Below are 14,607 nucleotides of genomic sequence, written 5' to 3'. Positions count from 1 at the left end.
TTGCCAGCGTTGAAGGAAAAGCTGGTGGAGAATTTTGGCCATCTACTATCATAATTAAGACTGTAGTTGAGATGATTAAACCATGGCGAGAGGAGGCAATTATTTGTTTGTAGGAGACACTATGACTAATTCAATTGAAGAAAATAAACATAGAAATATCGATTCAATTAGCTCGACCGATATTCTTGAAAATACAATACGTGAACAAATGCCTGGTATATTGGATATTTTGTTAATTGATCGAACGACATCAACTTCTAAGAAGAAAAAAAATATTATATGGGCAAACGAAAATTATGTGAAGTTCGGCTCAAAATCTTATGCGGCAACTGCTCAGATGTTACCTGAATTAGTAACAGGACAAATGGGAAATATCATTAAACCGCGTGCTCTCAAATCTAAAGAGATGCAAAAAGAACGAACCAAATCAAAAGCAGAGGTATTCACACCTATCTGGGTTGTGAAGAAACAAAATGATGAGATTGAAAAAGATTATATAAACGATGATTTGGAGACGTATGTCAAGCGGACTTGGTTAGAGATTACAGCTGGTGAAGCACCCTATATGGCGACTCGCTATGATATGGAAACCGGTGAATTAGTGCCACTTACTAAACGGGTTGGCTTTGTCGATAGGAAACTTAAACGTATCAATGCAGAAGTTGACGATAAAGCAGAATGGCAACGTTTAGTGGTTGAAGCGTATAAATCAAGTTATGGTTTTGAGTGGAGTGGTGACTCACTTTTACTTGCTAGAGAAAACCTTCTTTACACATACCGAGATTATTATTTTCAAAAATGGCTTGAAGAACCAACTTATGGCTTGTTTGCAGATATAGCGGAAATCATCAGTTACAATCTTTTTCAGATGGATGGTTTGAAGTATATCATCCCATTAACGGAAAAACGCGAAAAGATTCTTGAAGTACAAATGTCGCTTTTTGATTATGAAGAGCCAGAGGAACAATGGAGGATAAAGCCAGGAAAACGCGTGAAAATCATGAACTGGAAAACGAATAAAATGGAATTCTTTGATAAAGGAGTTAGGTAGATATGAGTGATAATACGGTTATCAAAACGACTAAAATCATTTATCCGCAAATTTATGCTTACACATTGCCAACTATCCAAGACTATAATGGGTGGGTGAAAATCGGCTATACTGAACGTAAAAATGTTGATGTACGTATTAAGGAGCAAACAAAAACGGCGGCTATTAGCTTAGCTTATGATAAGTTGTGGTCTGAACCAGCAAAGTTCATTACTTCTGATGATTGGTTTAAGGACAAACAACTGCATACTTATTTGCGTAGGTACAAAAATGTTGAACAGCGCCCTAATACTGAGTGGTTTTTCTATAATGGGACACCAGAAAAATCTCATGCTGATTTTGCTGATTTTCGTAATAATGAGAGAAATCAGGTAAAGGAAGAATTACAGTATACTTTGCGAAACGAGCAAGAAGATGCTGTTAATATGACTCTCGATTATGCAAAAAGTCATCGAGGTGGTGAATTCTTGTGGAATGCTAAACCAAGATTTGGTAAAACCCTCACAACGTATGATTTTGCAAGAAAAATTGATGCGTACAAAGTTTTAATTGTAACTAACCGACCGGCTATTGCAAATTCCTGGTTTGATGATTTTGAAAAATTCATTGCATGGCAAACGGACTATGCATTTGTTTCTACTAGCGATTCATTGAAAGAACGTTCAGTAATGAATCGAGATGAGTTTAATGCACAGATGAAGGATGGCAAGAATAAAATGCTGGCCTTTATTTCGCTTCAAGATTTAAAAGGAGCGATTTCATTTGGCGGAAGCCACGACAAACTGAAATGGGTGAAAGACTTAGAATGGGATTTGCTTGTTATAGATGAATCTCATGAAGGGATTGACACTTTTAAAACTGATATCGCGTTTGAAAATATCAATCGTAATTTCACACTACATTTATCGGGGACGCCATTTAAAGCAGTTGCATCAGGTAAGTTTTCAGATGATCAAATTTATAACTGGACATATGCTGATGAACAAGAGGCAAAAGCAGATTGGCCCATAGAGTCTGAAGAAAATAATCCGTACGAAAAACTACCTCGTTTAAGCTTGTTTTCTTATCAGATGAGCCAAATGATCACTGATGAAGTAAATAAAGGTGCAAAAATTGACGGCGAGAACATTGACTATGCCTTTGATCTAAATGAATTTTTTGAAACCAATGATGCAGGGAAGTTTATCCACGAAGCAGATATAAAGAAATGGTTGGATTCTCTGTCTCATAATGAGAAGTACCCGTTTTCTACAAAAGAACTACGCGCTGAATTAAAACACACATTTTGGTTATTAAATCGCGTAGCTAGCGCGAAGGCTCTTGAGAAATTACTTAAGAATCATCCCGTTTTTGATTGCTACGAAATCATTATTGCTGCAGGTGATGGTAGAACAACTGATGACCAAATCATCAATCAAAAGTCACTAGATCGTGTTAGAGACGCAATTGCAAAAAATGACCGTACTATAACGTTGTCTGTTGGTCAATTAACAACTGGTGTGACTGTTCCAGAGTGGACAGCAGTACTCATGCTATCAAATATGAAATCACCAAGTCTGTATATGCAAGCCGCATTTCGGGCTCAAAATCCATGGGAGTACGAAGTAAATGGTGAAATGCAACAAAAAGAAAATGCCTATGTTTTCGACTTTGCGCCGGAACGTACACTTATTATTTATGATGAGTTTGCAAATAACCTATCGCGTAAGACAACAAACGGTGGTGGGACAACCGATGACCGTAGAGACAATATTAGAACCTTGTTGAATTTTTTCCCAGTCATTGCAGAAGATAATGAAGGGAAAATGGTCGAACTTGATGTGAATCAAGTCCTAACTATTCCAAAGGCAATTAAGGCACAAGAGGTTGTTCGTCGTGGATTCATGTCTAACTTGCTTTTCCAAAACATTTCAGGAATATTCGCGTCAGCTGGAGCGCGTGAAATCCTTGAACAATTATATCCTGTTGATCAAGGTAAAACTGTACCACGTAAGACGGACGATCCGATTGATACCAAAGATGTAAAAGTTGATGATAATGGAGAAGTAACTGTTGAACAAGATATTATAGTAGCGACAACAGAAGCTCATTTTGGTGAAAAAGTCTATGCAGATATCAAACAGACCGTTGAAAATGCAGCAGATGACGCTACTAACAATTTATCAAATGTGGTTGCAACTAGTTTCAAACAAAGCACACAAGATGCTGTGAAAGAACTGGCAAGAGAGAACGGTTTAACGACTAAAGCAGCAGAACAAGTTGTGCAACAAAGTGCTAATGTAATCGCACGCGAGGTTGAAACTGTTCAAAGGCAAGCTGAAATCAAACATAATGAAGCTGAAGTGGAATACAAGTCAGTGATTGCTGAATCGCATAATGACCCAATCAAGGTGGTAGAAGCAAAAGTAACTTACGAAGCTAAGAAACAAGAAATCGAAGAAACCTTCAAGAAAGAAGTTGTTGCGACTGTTGAAACTAAGTCTAAGGAATTGATGCAAAAAGCAACTGAAACAGTACTTCAAAAAGCGGAAGAGAAGAAGAAAAATACAGTTGAAGATGATGTACGTGCGCGCTTGCGTGGTTTTTCTCGTACAATTCCATCATTCTTGATGGCTTATGGTGAGCCTACAACAACACTTGCTAACTTTGACACGACCATCACGGATTCAGTTTTCAAAGAAGTGACCGGCATCACCTTAGATCAATTCCGTACTTTGCGTGATACGTATAATTTCTTTGATTCAATTGTATTTGATGAGTCATGTCAAGAGTTTTTGCGTAAACGTCAAGAGTTGGCTAACTACTTTGATGAAAGTCAAGAAAATGATATTTTCGACTACATCCCACCGCAACAGACCAACCAAATCTTTACACCAAAAAGAGTAGTAAAGATGATGGTGGATAAGTTGCAGGAAGAAAGTCCGGAAGATTTCAGGAACCCAGATAAGACATTTGTTGATTTATACATCAAATCAGGTTTATATTTAACAGAAATCGTGAAACGTTTGTATGTAGGCTTAGAAGATCAAATTCCTGATAAAGATTCTCGTTTGAAGCACATTCTTGAAAACCAAGTCTATGGATTTGCACCAAGTGAAATCATTTATAGCATCGCAAGAAATTTCATCTTTGGATTCGATGAAAATGCGAAGAATATTGATGATTCCCATGTAGTATATCTTGATACAACGCCTTTTGCTCTTGGTGAAGGTGATTTTGAATCTAAATGTGATGAATTGTTTGGAGGTAATAACAAATGAAATTTGACTATGTTGTAGGTAACCCACCCTATCAAGAATTATCGACAGTGAATAATAAACAAGATGCTATATACAATCATTTTTATGATCTAGCAGAATCCATTTCAGACAAATATTGTCTAATTTCTCCCGCACGATTTTTGTTTAACGCAGGTTTAACCCCTAAGGTATGGAATCAAAAGATGTTAAATGATAAGCATCTGAAAGTGGAGTATTACAATCAAAAATCAAATGAAGTATTTCCTAATACAGATATCAAAGGTGGTGTCGTGGTAATTTATAGAAATAGCGATAAAGAATTTGATGCAATAAAAAACTTTGTGCCAGACGAAACTCTCCGTAAAATTTCTCAAAGATTCAATTCGGTATCTGAAAATAATTTGCCGAAAATAATGTATGGTGGCCGTTCTGATTTGAAATTTAATAATGTATTTTTGTCGGACTATCCTGAATCACCACAAAAACGATTAGAACAAATTCAAAGAAAACATCCAGAGGTTTTAAAGTTAGGAACAAATGAAGAATATGAGTTGAAATCGTCTACATTTGATTCCCTTGATTACGTTTTTGAGGATAAAAAACCTGAAAAACCAGAACAATTTTGGGAAATTTTAGGGTTATATAATAACAAAAGAACATTGCGATGGATTAAAAAAATATATATGGATCCAAGATATCCAGAAAAGAATAATCTTGAAAAGTGGAAAGTGTTTGTTCCAAAGGCGAATGGAAGTGGCATCTTTGGTGAGTCATTGAGTACGCCTGTTATTGGCGGACCATACTCATCCGCAACTCCGACTTTTATCAGTATAGGGGCCTTTAATACTGAAGAAGAGGCACAAAATTTGTTGAAGTATATTAAAACTAAGTTGGTAAGGGCACTATTGAGTATCCTAAAAATTACACAAGATAATCCGCCGTTAAAATGGGCTTATATTCCAATTCAGAATTTCACGGCGAATTCTGATATTGATTGGACAAAATCAATTCCAGAAATCGACCAACAGCTATACAAAAAATATGGCCTGGACCAAAATGAAATTAACTTTATTGAGAGTAAAGTGAAAGCGATGGATTAGGATATGTTGGAGGTGTAGATATGTAAAGTATCAAAGGGAAAAAAGCTGTTAGGATTGAACTGGTTACCTTTTCAGAATTGAATATGACTTAGAATGACATTGAAGAAATATTAAGAAACAGTATGGATATGATTTGCGATGAAGAAGAGTCTACGCTTATTGTCGGTAGACAAGTCAGAAATGAAAAGAACGGAAGAAGTGACTTGACCGCGGTCGATAACAACGGAAATATTGTATTCATTGAAAAGTTGATGCTAGTATAAAACTTGAGACAACTTTTGTGAGAGTGTAAAATACACTAAGAAGAAAGGTTGTTGTCGTATGTCTAAATGATATACAGATAAGTTCAAACAAAATATTCTTGAGCTCCACCAAAAAGGAATTAAAACGGTTAGAGAACTATCTAACGAATACGGCGTCGGTTATTCTACGATTCACAAATGGATACTAGCAACCACACCACATCCGATTTCCAAAATGACGCCAGAACAGTCAAATGCTGATTTGAAGCGGATTAAAGAGTTGGAAGAAGAAGTAGAAATATTAAAAAAAGAGTTGGGGCTGTTCGCGCGGAAATAAGCTCCCTCTATGAATTTATCCGTGATCAAAGCACTTTTAAAAATCACAGTATTGCCATACACTGTCGAGTTTTAAAAGTGAATCGTGCGTCCTATTATCGATGGCTATCTCCAATAAAAAGTAAACGTTCAATGGAAAATGAAAATCTAGAAGAAAGAATTTCAACAATTTATTTCGATGAAGGTGAATGTGCCTACGTGCTTGGTGTCAAGTTTGTGCAGGCTTTTATTTTACCTGACGGTGATGAAATTAAGACGGATAACGAGTGAAGGAGGAAAACTATGGTTTCTGGAGAATTAAAGCTAATTATTGATGAATTAAATACACAGGGTAAAATGGTTTTTCATGAGGCGACTACAGAAGAAAAAATCACAACCTTTGAAAAAAAAAATAATGTCGTTCTTCCATCCAAATACAAAGAATGGCTGCTTCTTTCCGATGGTGGTGAGTTCTTTTTGCCAGCAGGTATTCAATTATATGGAATAGAACACAAGCCAGTGATTAATGTAAATGATAAATCACGACCAAACGATGACTATATCGTTATTGGGGCTTTAGCATCAGGTGACCCAATCATCTGCGCAAAGGATATTGAAGAAATAGCTATATACAATCAAGAATCTGGAAGGATAGAAGACGATGAAATTTATGATGATTTTATAGCTTTTCTTAAACATCTGCATGATTTGCTTGGCATAGGTGGTTGATTATATGTCGAGAAGAACAGTAGAATCTAACAAGGCGATACATGTAGCTTGGAATAAGGAACTGGAACTTGTCCAAGAAGGAAAAGGAACAAGAGAATGGACATCCCAACAACAGAAAGATATTCTTGATAAAGGTAAAGCCTATGATGAGAATGGCAAAGCTTTTCAAGGACAGCATATGAAAAGTGTGGAAAAATATCCAGAATATCAAGGAGACCCTGGAAATATTCAGTTCCTAACAAGAGCAGAACATTTAGAGGCCCACGATGGGGATTGGAGAAATCCGACTAATTGGTATTTTAATACTGTTACAAAAGAAAAAACTGACTTTGGGTATGGAGAATTTATCCAATGTGAAATAATACAATTAGCCGATCCTGTATACAAAACACAAATTAAACCAGAAATCGACAAAGGATTTAATCAAGAGTCTGTAAGTGGAGTTCAGAAAAAGGCAGAGTCAAATAAAAAATATGAATCTCTACACGAGACCGTACCTCCCAATAACAAAGAAGACATAACGAAACAGGGATTTGTACCGAAATTGAAGAGCGGCCTCAAAACCATAAGTAAAACAATTATAGAATTCCAAGATAAATATCCGAACGCAATGAAAGCAATAAAGGGCGTTGGATTATTTGTGGTTGTAGCTGCTGTCAAAGAATCATCAAGGAGCGGGTCGTCAAATACAGAATACGGATGGTCAGACGGTAACCGCGCTGAGCATGAAAATTCATATGAGGATTACCCTGCAGATCAGCACACTACAGAATCCTCAGAGCGTTCTTCTCCGGATGAACATATAGTGAGGGGACATGGGCAACGTTATCATTATAAAGATGGTAGTGTTAAATGGAAAGATAAGAATCCATACCCACGTGGAGGAAATATTGAAGAATAACAAAAGCTCCTCCCTGCCATCATAGTTGATATAATAATGGATATGTTCTCTCAAAGACAATAATGTTCAAGTGACTAATTTTTGACAGCTATCCACTCATCTGAAAACACGTAGAAGTAGTGTGTCTGTTAACAAGAAAATAATGATCATCGACATATCAGATTGATGGACTCGAGATGTATAAAAATAGGGCTGGTAAATTTCTACCAACACTAGAAAGTATAGAACCTAAAAAAACAAGTATTCTGGAATGAGTCAACTCATTTTTGAATACTTGTTTTTTTAAAGAGCGTTTTGAATCAACTTCACTCGATTGTTATTCCATATATTTTCCTTTAATACTCAATATATAAAAATGATTCACTGATAACCAAGAAATATAAATCTATTCTATGTTAAAATATTAACAATAAGATTTAGAGGGAGCCGTTATATGAATAAAACGGATTTTTTTAAAGTGTATGAAGAACATCATGCAAAGCTAAATGAAAAACAGAAGCAAGCGGTAGATACTGTTAAGGGACCGGTCATGGTCGTTGCTGGTCCTGGAACTGGAAAGACTCAAATTCTTTCTCATCGTGTAGCAAATATTTTAACCAACTATGATGCAAAACCAGAAGAGATTGTTTGTTTGACATTTTTATAAACTGTCCGAAGAGTTTCTATTTTGACGACGTATTACAACTTACCACTGTAGCGACTCTGGTAGGCAGTAAGAAAGAACATGCGACTAAAGAAAAAACGAATCATACTCCTACAGGTGCAGTGTATGGTACTGTGATTCATGAAACGATGTATAAGATTTATCGAGATAGTCTTGATTTTGAAGGTGCTTTGAAAATTTTTGATGAAAGACTAAAGTTACATGAAACTGAAATTATTGATACATTACCAGTAGAAGATTTAAAGAAATACGGCTATCGTTTACTTAAAAACCTTTTTACAAATTATATTCCTGACAGCATTAAAGTAGATGATATTAATCTCGAAAAAGAAATCTATGTCAAGTTAGAAGGGAAGTATCCTATCAAGGGGATTATTGATAAACTAGAGTTTGATGGTGATGTAATCCGTGTCGTAGACTACAAGACGGGTTCTACCCAGCGCGGTGTTGAAGCGCTCCAGTTTGGTGGGGATTACTGGCGTCAAGCTGCGTTTTATAATCTTTTAGTAAATGCATCCTCAGAAATCGGTACAACCAATAAGAAAGTTGAGACTCAGTATATTTTCCTAGATGATGAGAATTCTGATACTGGCTATTCTATGCATACTATTGCTATAACGGAGGAAGATATCCAGGTTGTTAAAAATCAAATTTATGATGCTTATCACCAAATGAAAGCTGCGGACTTCACTCAAGGATGTCAAAAAGACGATTGTGATTTCTGTCGTCTAGGACACTTTGTTGATTTTGAAGCTTTGAAACATGACGTTGAGAGCAATTTGAAAAGATAATTTGATACTCAAGTAGCGTTAATAATATTGAAAATGGAAGAAATAATTAGATGTTATATCGCTAAATGAGGTTTAACAGATTAAACATAAAGGATTAATATTAAATGGTAAAAATGAAAAGGTTGAACCTTTCAATAGCGACTGATGAAGAGATGCAGAAATTGATTTTAGAGGAAACTGTTGAAGAAATGAAACAAGCGTATACTGAAATGCTTGAAGGCTGTCAAGTTCATCCATTTCAGCGTATGTGGTATGCAGTGTGATTCATGAAGTTAGCAGATGGAAGTGACGAAATAATTGGTGGTTTGTGCTTTAAGGGCATCACAAACGATGGAGTTGTTGAGATAGGATATGGTATTCAGCCACTATATGAGGGGAAAGGATACACTACAGAAGCAGTTAATGCATTAGTTCATTGGGCAGTCTCACAACCAAGTGTTACCCGAGTTGAAGCAGAAACAGAACCAGAGAATATCGCCTCACAAAAAGTAATAGCAAATGTAGGGTTTGTCTCTAATGGCGAAATAGGGCAAGAAGGACCGCGTTTTACTTGTGAGGTTGGATAAAATCCGGATGTAGAATACAGTATTTGAGTGAACTCTTCGCAGTACAAATAAATTACACAAGTTTATTAAAATAGGTTGTTTGTCAAATCTCCTATAGTAGATATAGAACACTAAACTATAATGAAGATGATACGACGTGTGTGTTACCATAAATAATAAGATGAATGAACGATACTCTACGTAACTGAAAGCGACATTCCTAAAAAATAGGTTATTACCTATAAAGTATGGGAATTCGCCAGTTAAGATCAACACTGGGTATTCCAAAAGTTACTTTTTATTCTTGACGTAAAAAAGCTTGAATTCTAGGGAACAACATACTTGGCAAGTAAAATGATCAACTAACGATAAATTTGTAATTGTGATGAGTTCATTTTCAATGAATCAAGTAGAACTTGAAACTGAACTAAAAGAAGAGATAAAATGCTACAATTAGAGAAAGAGCGACGGCATCACAATGGTTTTTCCTCCGTTTTGGAATTTCTATCAATAAGGAACACCGAGGGATGCTGTATAGGTGAAAGCAGTAGAGGAATGGATTGTTTATGGATGGCATCTATTTGAAAAATGAGTTGTACACGTTAATCAACAACGATACGAGTATTTTTGAATTTATACAATCAGGTTCTTTAGATGGCATTTGGTATTGGGATATAGAAAATCCTGAAATGGAATGGATGAGCCCTAAATTTTGGGAAACACTTGGTTATAATCCCGAGGAGAAAAAGCATTTGGCAAGGGAATGGCAAGATCTTATTTTTCAGGAAGACTTGAATTTAGCCATAGCGAATTTCGAAAAACATTGTGCGGACCCTCATCATCCATATGATCAAATTGTACGATACAAACATAAAAATGGTTCTACGATTTGGATCAGATGTAGAGGCTTAGCAATAAGAGATACAAATGGAAAAGTTATACGCATGTTGGGAGCGCACACGGATATTACAGATTTAAAAGAAACAGAAAAAAACTTTCAAGATTAACGAAAGAATATGAAAAGGTATTTAATGGGATGCACGATTCGATGTTTCTAATAAAAGTCCTAGATAATGGCGAATTCCGCTATGTTCGAAATAATCTTGCGGATCAAAATAAGACCGGTATTCTTCTTGAACAAATAATGGATAAATCTCCGCAAGAACTACTTGGCAAAGAGATGGGAGAGATTGTTTCTGAAAACTATCAACAATTTGTGTTGGCTAGGAAAAGTGTTATTTATGAAGAAGAATTAACCCTACCTAGTGCAACACGTATTTGGTTAACGACTTTAACACCTATTCTCAAAAATGATAACGTCACTCATATTGTAGGTTCAGCAACAGATATTACGGAGCGGAAACAATTAAAAATAGAATTGAAAAAGCAAGCGAACTACGATCAGTTAACGGGACTTCCGAATAGAAGACTATTTTTCAAACGATTAGAGAGCCTGATTGTTGAAAGTAGCAGAAATCATAAGCCATTTGCACTTCTTTTTCTTGATTTAGATGGCTTTAAAGATATCAATGATAAGTATGGTCATGAAGCAGGTGATGAGGTTTTAGTCACTGTCAGCCAAAGAATCCAGCAATCGATTCGACAATCAGATACAGCTGCAAGAATGGGTGGCGAAGAATATTCAGTCCTTCTTAGAGATATTGAAGATAAGAAATTGATCCACAATATAGTCCAACAAATCCATAAGACATTACAAGAAGTGATGCCTATAGGGGAGCATGAATGCTACATTAATTCTTCGATTGGGATTGCAATCTACCCTGATAATGGTACGAATAGTGAAACATTATTAAGACATGCAGATTCTAGAATGTATGAAATAAAGCGAAATGGTAAAGGACGTTTTGAATTTTTTGAAGATGGGAAAAGATAGCGTGTGTCGTATCAATAGTGAAAGCGTGATTTTTGTACCGATTAATAAGCTATAAACAGCAATAGATATAGTGAATGACTATCAATTCTAAAAAATCGTTCGGAGGGTGATTTTGTGGCAATTAAATACAATCAGTGTCCTAGGTGCAGCTCGTTAAATGTCATCAAAATATTCTATGGGTTGCCCACTCCCAATGTGTTATTGATGGTTGAGGAAGGGAAAAGAATGCTTGGCGGTGGTTACATCAGGGATTCAGACCCGGAATACTACTGCAAAGATTGCGAAACTAAATGGAATAGACAGACAGCTATTGATAAAGCCTATGATGGGATAATCGGAGTGACAGCATACGTGGGTGGTTATTTTGACGGCTATTACGAGGTGGAGATAGACTTTGAAAGCCGGAAGCTCAGATGGAGTCCTTCATTTGCTAGTGATGAAGAGTATTATGAAAAGATAATCCGACAGAAGACGCTTGATAATTTCATTGCTGAATTGAAAAGAATGAATGTATTAGATTGGAAGTCTAGGTATATCGAACCTGACGTTTGTGATGGGACTCAGTGGGGGTTAGAAATCAGAAGAAACGGTCAGAACATTCAAAAGTCTGGTAGTAATAAATTTCCAGACGAATGGCATGACTTTTGTCGGTTAATCAAAAAAGTATCAGGGAAGGATTTTAGTTAGTGAGCATCATTTGATGGAGTGATCATTCAATTAGTTCAGGTTGTTCGTTAAATATAAAAAAGCTTTTGGGACACCGGATATTGCTAAAGCGTTAGGCATTCCTTGTGTTAGCATCCCACCTATTCCCATAACGTATCCCATTGAGGAATTTCCGAACTTGGCGATTCATTCACACAAGAACTTTGGGAAAACATTGAACAAGTTGACTTACATGTTAATGGGTAAAGCTGAAAGTGCGAGCATCAAAGAAGTAAATGATTTTCGAGAAAAAACTTTAGGGCTACCGAAGAGAAAAAGTGGCGTCTATGCCTTTGAAATTGATGGCAAAGAAATACCGATTATTTATCCGGTGAGTAAGGCGTTATTTCCTGAAGTGAAAAGTTGGGAAAATAAAGTATCATTACCTGGTTTTTTTTATTTGAAGAACGAAGGTGAAGCGCTAGAAGCACGAGTAGCAGCCTTTATTCAGGCCGGACCCGCACCCGTTGTTTTGACTTTTAGCAGCATGCCTGTTAAGTCACCTGCTAGATTCCAAGCAATCGTAACGGAAGCTTTACGTGAAACAGGAGATCGTGCGATTATCGTGATTGGGAATAGCGGCCTCTCATTTGAATCAAAGGAAGACCAACTCATCCTCCAAGCAGTGCCGCATCATTTGTTATTTCCATTGGCAAAAGGCATCATTCATCATGGGGGTGTCGGGACAATGGCGGCAGCATTAAAGAGTGGCCGACCACAACTAATCATTCCGTTTGCGGTTGATCAGCCATTTTGGGCCCATCGACTGGCTCGTTTAGGCTACGCGTTAGAACTACTTACTGAAAAGCAACTGACAAAAGAAAGACTTGTGCAGCGCTTAAACGAATTTAATAATCCAAAAGTCAAACAACAAGCACAGGCTATCCGTCAGATTATTGCAAAAGAACAGGGTGTGGATGATGCTATCACATTGATTGAAAAAATGGTGCGCGAGTCGCAATTAGTGAACCAAAAGGGGTGAACCAATTTGATAAAAAAAGAATTTTTTTCTCCCGCGCCGTGGCAAATGAGCGGAAAAGGGTATATTTTCCTCTATCCCTTAACAAAAGAATTTGTCATGACCCAAGGGATGGTACCCGATTTTTTAAAGGGGCGGTATACTGGCGGCTTTGGCAGTATGATGCTCGTGAACTACGCTGATTCCAATGTCGGTCCCTATAGTGAACTTCTTTTTATCCCAGGAAAATTTGATTACAAAGGGAAAAAATGGCAAACGATTAGTAAAATCTATGTTTCGTCTGAGGCAAGTATTGTAAATGGTCGTAAAAATTGGGGTATTCCTAAAGAGCGGGCGACGTTTGAGTTTAAGCGACTCAATGAACGGGAGGAACGGATTATTGTGATGGCAGGAGAGACACGAATCTTGGACGTCGTACTTCGCTCTGGCGTAATACCATTTCCCGTTAGTACGAAGTTCCTCCCATTTCATCTCGTCCAACGTGAAAAGGAAAAAGAGTTCTATACAAGTTTTTCAGGAAAAGGGGCAGGCCGCTTGGCAAAAGTGAAAAAATTAAGCGTTGATTCTGATTTTTTCCCAGATGTCTCTTTTAAAAAACCGTTGGCAGTCGTACATGTCGATCCTTTTATGCTAACCTTTCCTGTTCCAAGGATTGAAAAGTTGGATGATTGTGGGCCAAATACTAGGAGGCATTCTTAGTACGTAGTCAATAATGCGTGTTACAGACTAAAAGAGAGTATTTATGATGCTAATCAAATTCGTCGGACACAATCGGATTCGTTCTCGTATTCAACCTACAAAATTGGTATACTAAATAAAGAAAATTGGTTGTTAGGAGAGAGCGAATGGCTAGAAGTGAAGCAGCAGTATTTACGAATATGTGTATGGTTTATAATGAGCAAGGTCAAATTCTCGTACAAGATCGAAAAAACCAAGATTGGCCAGGAATCACGTTTCCTGGCGGGCATGTTGAAAAAGGAGAATCGTTCGTCTCCTCTGTGATCCGCGAAGTCAAAGAGGAGACGGGTTTGACGATTCAATCTCCTCAACTGTGTGGCGTTAAACAATTCCAAGACAAACAAGGTGCTCGTTATGTGGTCATGTTGTATAAAACGAATCATTTTAGTGGGACATTACAATCTTCTGCAGAAGGAGAGGTTTACTGGATTAATCGGCATGAATTATTGCAATTGCCTTTAGCCGACGATTTTGCAGAAATGATTGCCGTTTTTGAAAAAGAAGACTTAAGTGAATGTTTTTATGAACAAACAAATGACGCGAGCTGGCAATTGAAACTCTTTTAAGTCAGATAAAAAGCGACTTGTCCTATAACAAATATCAATGAAGAATAAATTACGAAACATCTACTCATTTTTATGGAGTAGGTGTTTATTTTTTTGAAATTTAGATAAGTACCTTAGTTTTTTCCTATTGAAAGTTCATTTTATTTTT

At 36.8% G+C, this 14,607-nt stretch carries 15 protein-coding genes and 3 pseudogenes; all 18 read left to right on the top strand.

Annotation, left to right across the window (positions count from 1 at the left end; translation table 11 throughout):
• Positions 1-121: 121 nt before the first annotated feature.
• Positions 122-1,051, top strand: coding sequence for a restriction endonuclease (locus IGI68_RS10850; protein ID WP_438732816.1), 930 nt, complete (start codon positions 122-124; stop codon positions 1,049-1,051).
• A 2-nt stretch (positions 1,052-1,053) separates the two neighbouring features.
• Positions 1,054-4,311, top strand: coding sequence for a DEAD/DEAH box helicase family protein (locus IGI68_RS10845; protein ID WP_438732814.1), 3,258 nt, complete (start codon positions 1,054-1,056; stop codon positions 4,309-4,311).
• Positions 4,308-5,390, top strand: coding sequence for an Eco57I restriction-modification methylase domain-containing protein (locus IGI68_RS10840; protein WP_438732812.1), 1,083 nt, complete (start codon positions 4,308-4,310; stop codon positions 5,388-5,390). Before IGI68_RS10845 ends, IGI68_RS10840 begins: the two co-directional genes overlap by 4 nt.
• A 345-nt stretch (positions 5,391-5,735) precedes the next feature.
• Positions 5,736-5,969: pseudogene (locus IGI68_RS10835) on the top strand (transposase); the annotation flags it as partial.
• A 191-nt stretch (positions 5,970-6,160) separates the two neighbouring features.
• Positions 6,161-6,238, top strand: a pseudogene (locus IGI68_RS10830) (XRE family transcriptional regulator); the annotation flags it as partial.
• A gap of 12 nt (positions 6,239-6,250) precedes the next feature.
• Positions 6,251-6,676, top strand: a complete 426-nt coding sequence (locus tag IGI68_RS10825) for an SMI1/KNR4 family protein (RefSeq protein WP_438732810.1) — start codon at positions 6,251-6,253, stop codon at positions 6,674-6,676.
• 4 nt (positions 6,677-6,680) lie between these two features.
• Positions 6,681-7,577, top strand: a complete 897-nt coding sequence (locus tag IGI68_RS10820) for a hypothetical protein (RefSeq protein WP_438732808.1) — start codon at positions 6,681-6,683, stop codon at positions 7,575-7,577.
• A 433-nt stretch (positions 7,578-8,010) separates the two neighbouring features.
• Positions 8,011-8,223, top strand: a complete 213-nt coding sequence (locus IGI68_RS10815) for a UvrD-helicase domain-containing protein (protein ID WP_438732806.1) — start codon at positions 8,011-8,013, stop codon at positions 8,221-8,223.
• The gene (locus tag IGI68_RS10810) at positions 8,205-9,032 is read left to right on the top strand and encodes a RecB family exonuclease (protein WP_438732804.1); all 828 of its coding nucleotides are present in this window, start codon (positions 8,205-8,207) and stop codon (positions 9,030-9,032) included. The genes IGI68_RS10815 and IGI68_RS10810 overlap by 19 nt, the downstream gene beginning before the upstream one ends.
• 104 nt (positions 9,033-9,136) lie before the next feature.
• Positions 9,137-9,295 (top strand): hypothetical protein, encoded by a 159-nt coding sequence (locus IGI68_RS10805; protein ID WP_438732802.1) that lies wholly within the window; start codon positions 9,137-9,139, stop codon positions 9,293-9,295.
• Positions 9,296-9,298: 3 nt separating this feature from the next.
• Entirely contained in the window at positions 9,299-9,598 is a 300-nt protein-coding gene (locus tag IGI68_RS10800) for a GNAT family N-acetyltransferase (RefSeq protein WP_438732800.1), read from the top strand.
• A gap of 545 nt (positions 9,599-10,143) precedes the next feature.
• Complete coding sequence (locus IGI68_RS10795) at positions 10,144-10,584, top strand: PAS domain-containing protein (protein ID WP_438732798.1); 441 nt, start codon at positions 10,144-10,146, stop codon at positions 10,582-10,584.
• A 17-nt stretch (positions 10,585-10,601) separates the two neighbouring features.
• Positions 10,602-10,937 (top strand): annotated as a pseudogene (locus tag IGI68_RS10790) (PAS domain-containing protein); the annotation flags it as partial.
• An 18-nt stretch (positions 10,938-10,955) separates the two neighbouring features.
• The gene (locus tag IGI68_RS10785; RefSeq protein ID WP_438733287.1) at positions 10,956-11,471 is read left to right on the top strand and encodes a diguanylate cyclase domain-containing protein; all 516 of its coding nucleotides are present in this window, start codon (positions 10,956-10,958) and stop codon (positions 11,469-11,471) included.
• A 114-nt stretch (positions 11,472-11,585) separates the two neighbouring features.
• Complete coding sequence (locus IGI68_RS10780; protein WP_438732796.1) at positions 11,586-12,158, top strand: hypothetical protein; 573 nt, start codon at positions 11,586-11,588, stop codon at positions 12,156-12,158.
• Between the two features lie 40 nt (positions 12,159-12,198).
• Positions 12,199-13,158 carry a glycosyltransferase gene (locus IGI68_RS10775; RefSeq protein WP_438732794.1) on the top strand — a complete coding sequence of 320 codons (960 nt, stop codon included), beginning with the start codon at positions 12,199-12,201 and terminating at the stop codon, positions 13,156-13,158.
• 6 nt (positions 13,159-13,164) lie between these two features.
• Entirely contained in the window at positions 13,165-13,854 is a 690-nt protein-coding gene (locus tag IGI68_RS10770; protein WP_438732792.1) for an acetoacetate decarboxylase family protein, read from the top strand.
• A 146-nt stretch (positions 13,855-14,000) separates the two neighbouring features.
• The gene (locus IGI68_RS10765) at positions 14,001-14,459 is read left to right on the top strand and encodes an 8-oxo-dGTP diphosphatase (RefSeq protein ID WP_438732790.1); all 459 of its coding nucleotides are present in this window, start codon (positions 14,001-14,003) and stop codon (positions 14,457-14,459) included.
• Positions 14,460-14,607 lie beyond the last annotated feature (148 nt).

Origin of the sequence: Enterococcus sp. DIV1314a, from assembly GCF_051713805.1 — a bacterium.
In the GTDB taxonomy this organism is placed as follows: Bacteria; Bacillota; Bacilli; order Lactobacillales; family Enterococcaceae; genus Enterococcus_I; species Enterococcus_I aquimarinus.
The sequence above is the reverse complement of the archived record's forward strand: the minus strand, read 5'-3'. Positions and strand labels throughout refer to the sequence as shown.

What these genes read in the sequence shown, in the direction of transcription:
- IGI68_RS10850 (WP_438732816.1), top strand. Translation starts at nt 122, where the DNA reads ATGACTAATTCAATTGAAGAAAATAAACATAGAAATATCGATTCAATT.
- IGI68_RS10845 (WP_438732814.1), top strand. Translation starts at nt 1,054, where the DNA reads ATGAGTGATAATACGGTTATCAAAACGACTAAAATCATTTATCCGCAA.
- IGI68_RS10840 (WP_438732812.1), top strand. Translation starts at nt 4,308, where the DNA reads ATGAAATTTGACTATGTTGTAGGTAACCCACCCTATCAAGAATTATCG.
- IGI68_RS10825 (WP_438732810.1), top strand. Translation starts at nt 6,251, where the DNA reads ATGGTTTCTGGAGAATTAAAGCTAATTATTGATGAATTAAATACACAG.
- IGI68_RS10820 (WP_438732808.1), top strand. Translation starts at nt 6,681, where the DNA reads ATGTCGAGAAGAACAGTAGAATCTAACAAGGCGATACATGTAGCTTGG.
- IGI68_RS10815 (WP_438732806.1), top strand. Translation starts at nt 8,011, where the DNA reads ATGAATAAAACGGATTTTTTTAAAGTGTATGAAGAACATCATGCAAAG.
- IGI68_RS10805 (WP_438732802.1), top strand. Translation starts at nt 9,137, where the DNA reads ATGGTAAAAATGAAAAGGTTGAACCTTTCAATAGCGACTGATGAAGAG.
- IGI68_RS10800 (WP_438732800.1), top strand. Translation starts at nt 9,299, where the DNA reads ATGAAGTTAGCAGATGGAAGTGACGAAATAATTGGTGGTTTGTGCTTT.
- IGI68_RS10795 (WP_438732798.1), top strand. Translation starts at nt 10,144, where the DNA reads ATGGATGGCATCTATTTGAAAAATGAGTTGTACACGTTAATCAACAAC.
- IGI68_RS10765 (WP_438732790.1), top strand. Translation starts at nt 14,001, where the DNA reads ATGGCTAGAAGTGAAGCAGCAGTATTTACGAATATGTGTATGGTTTAT.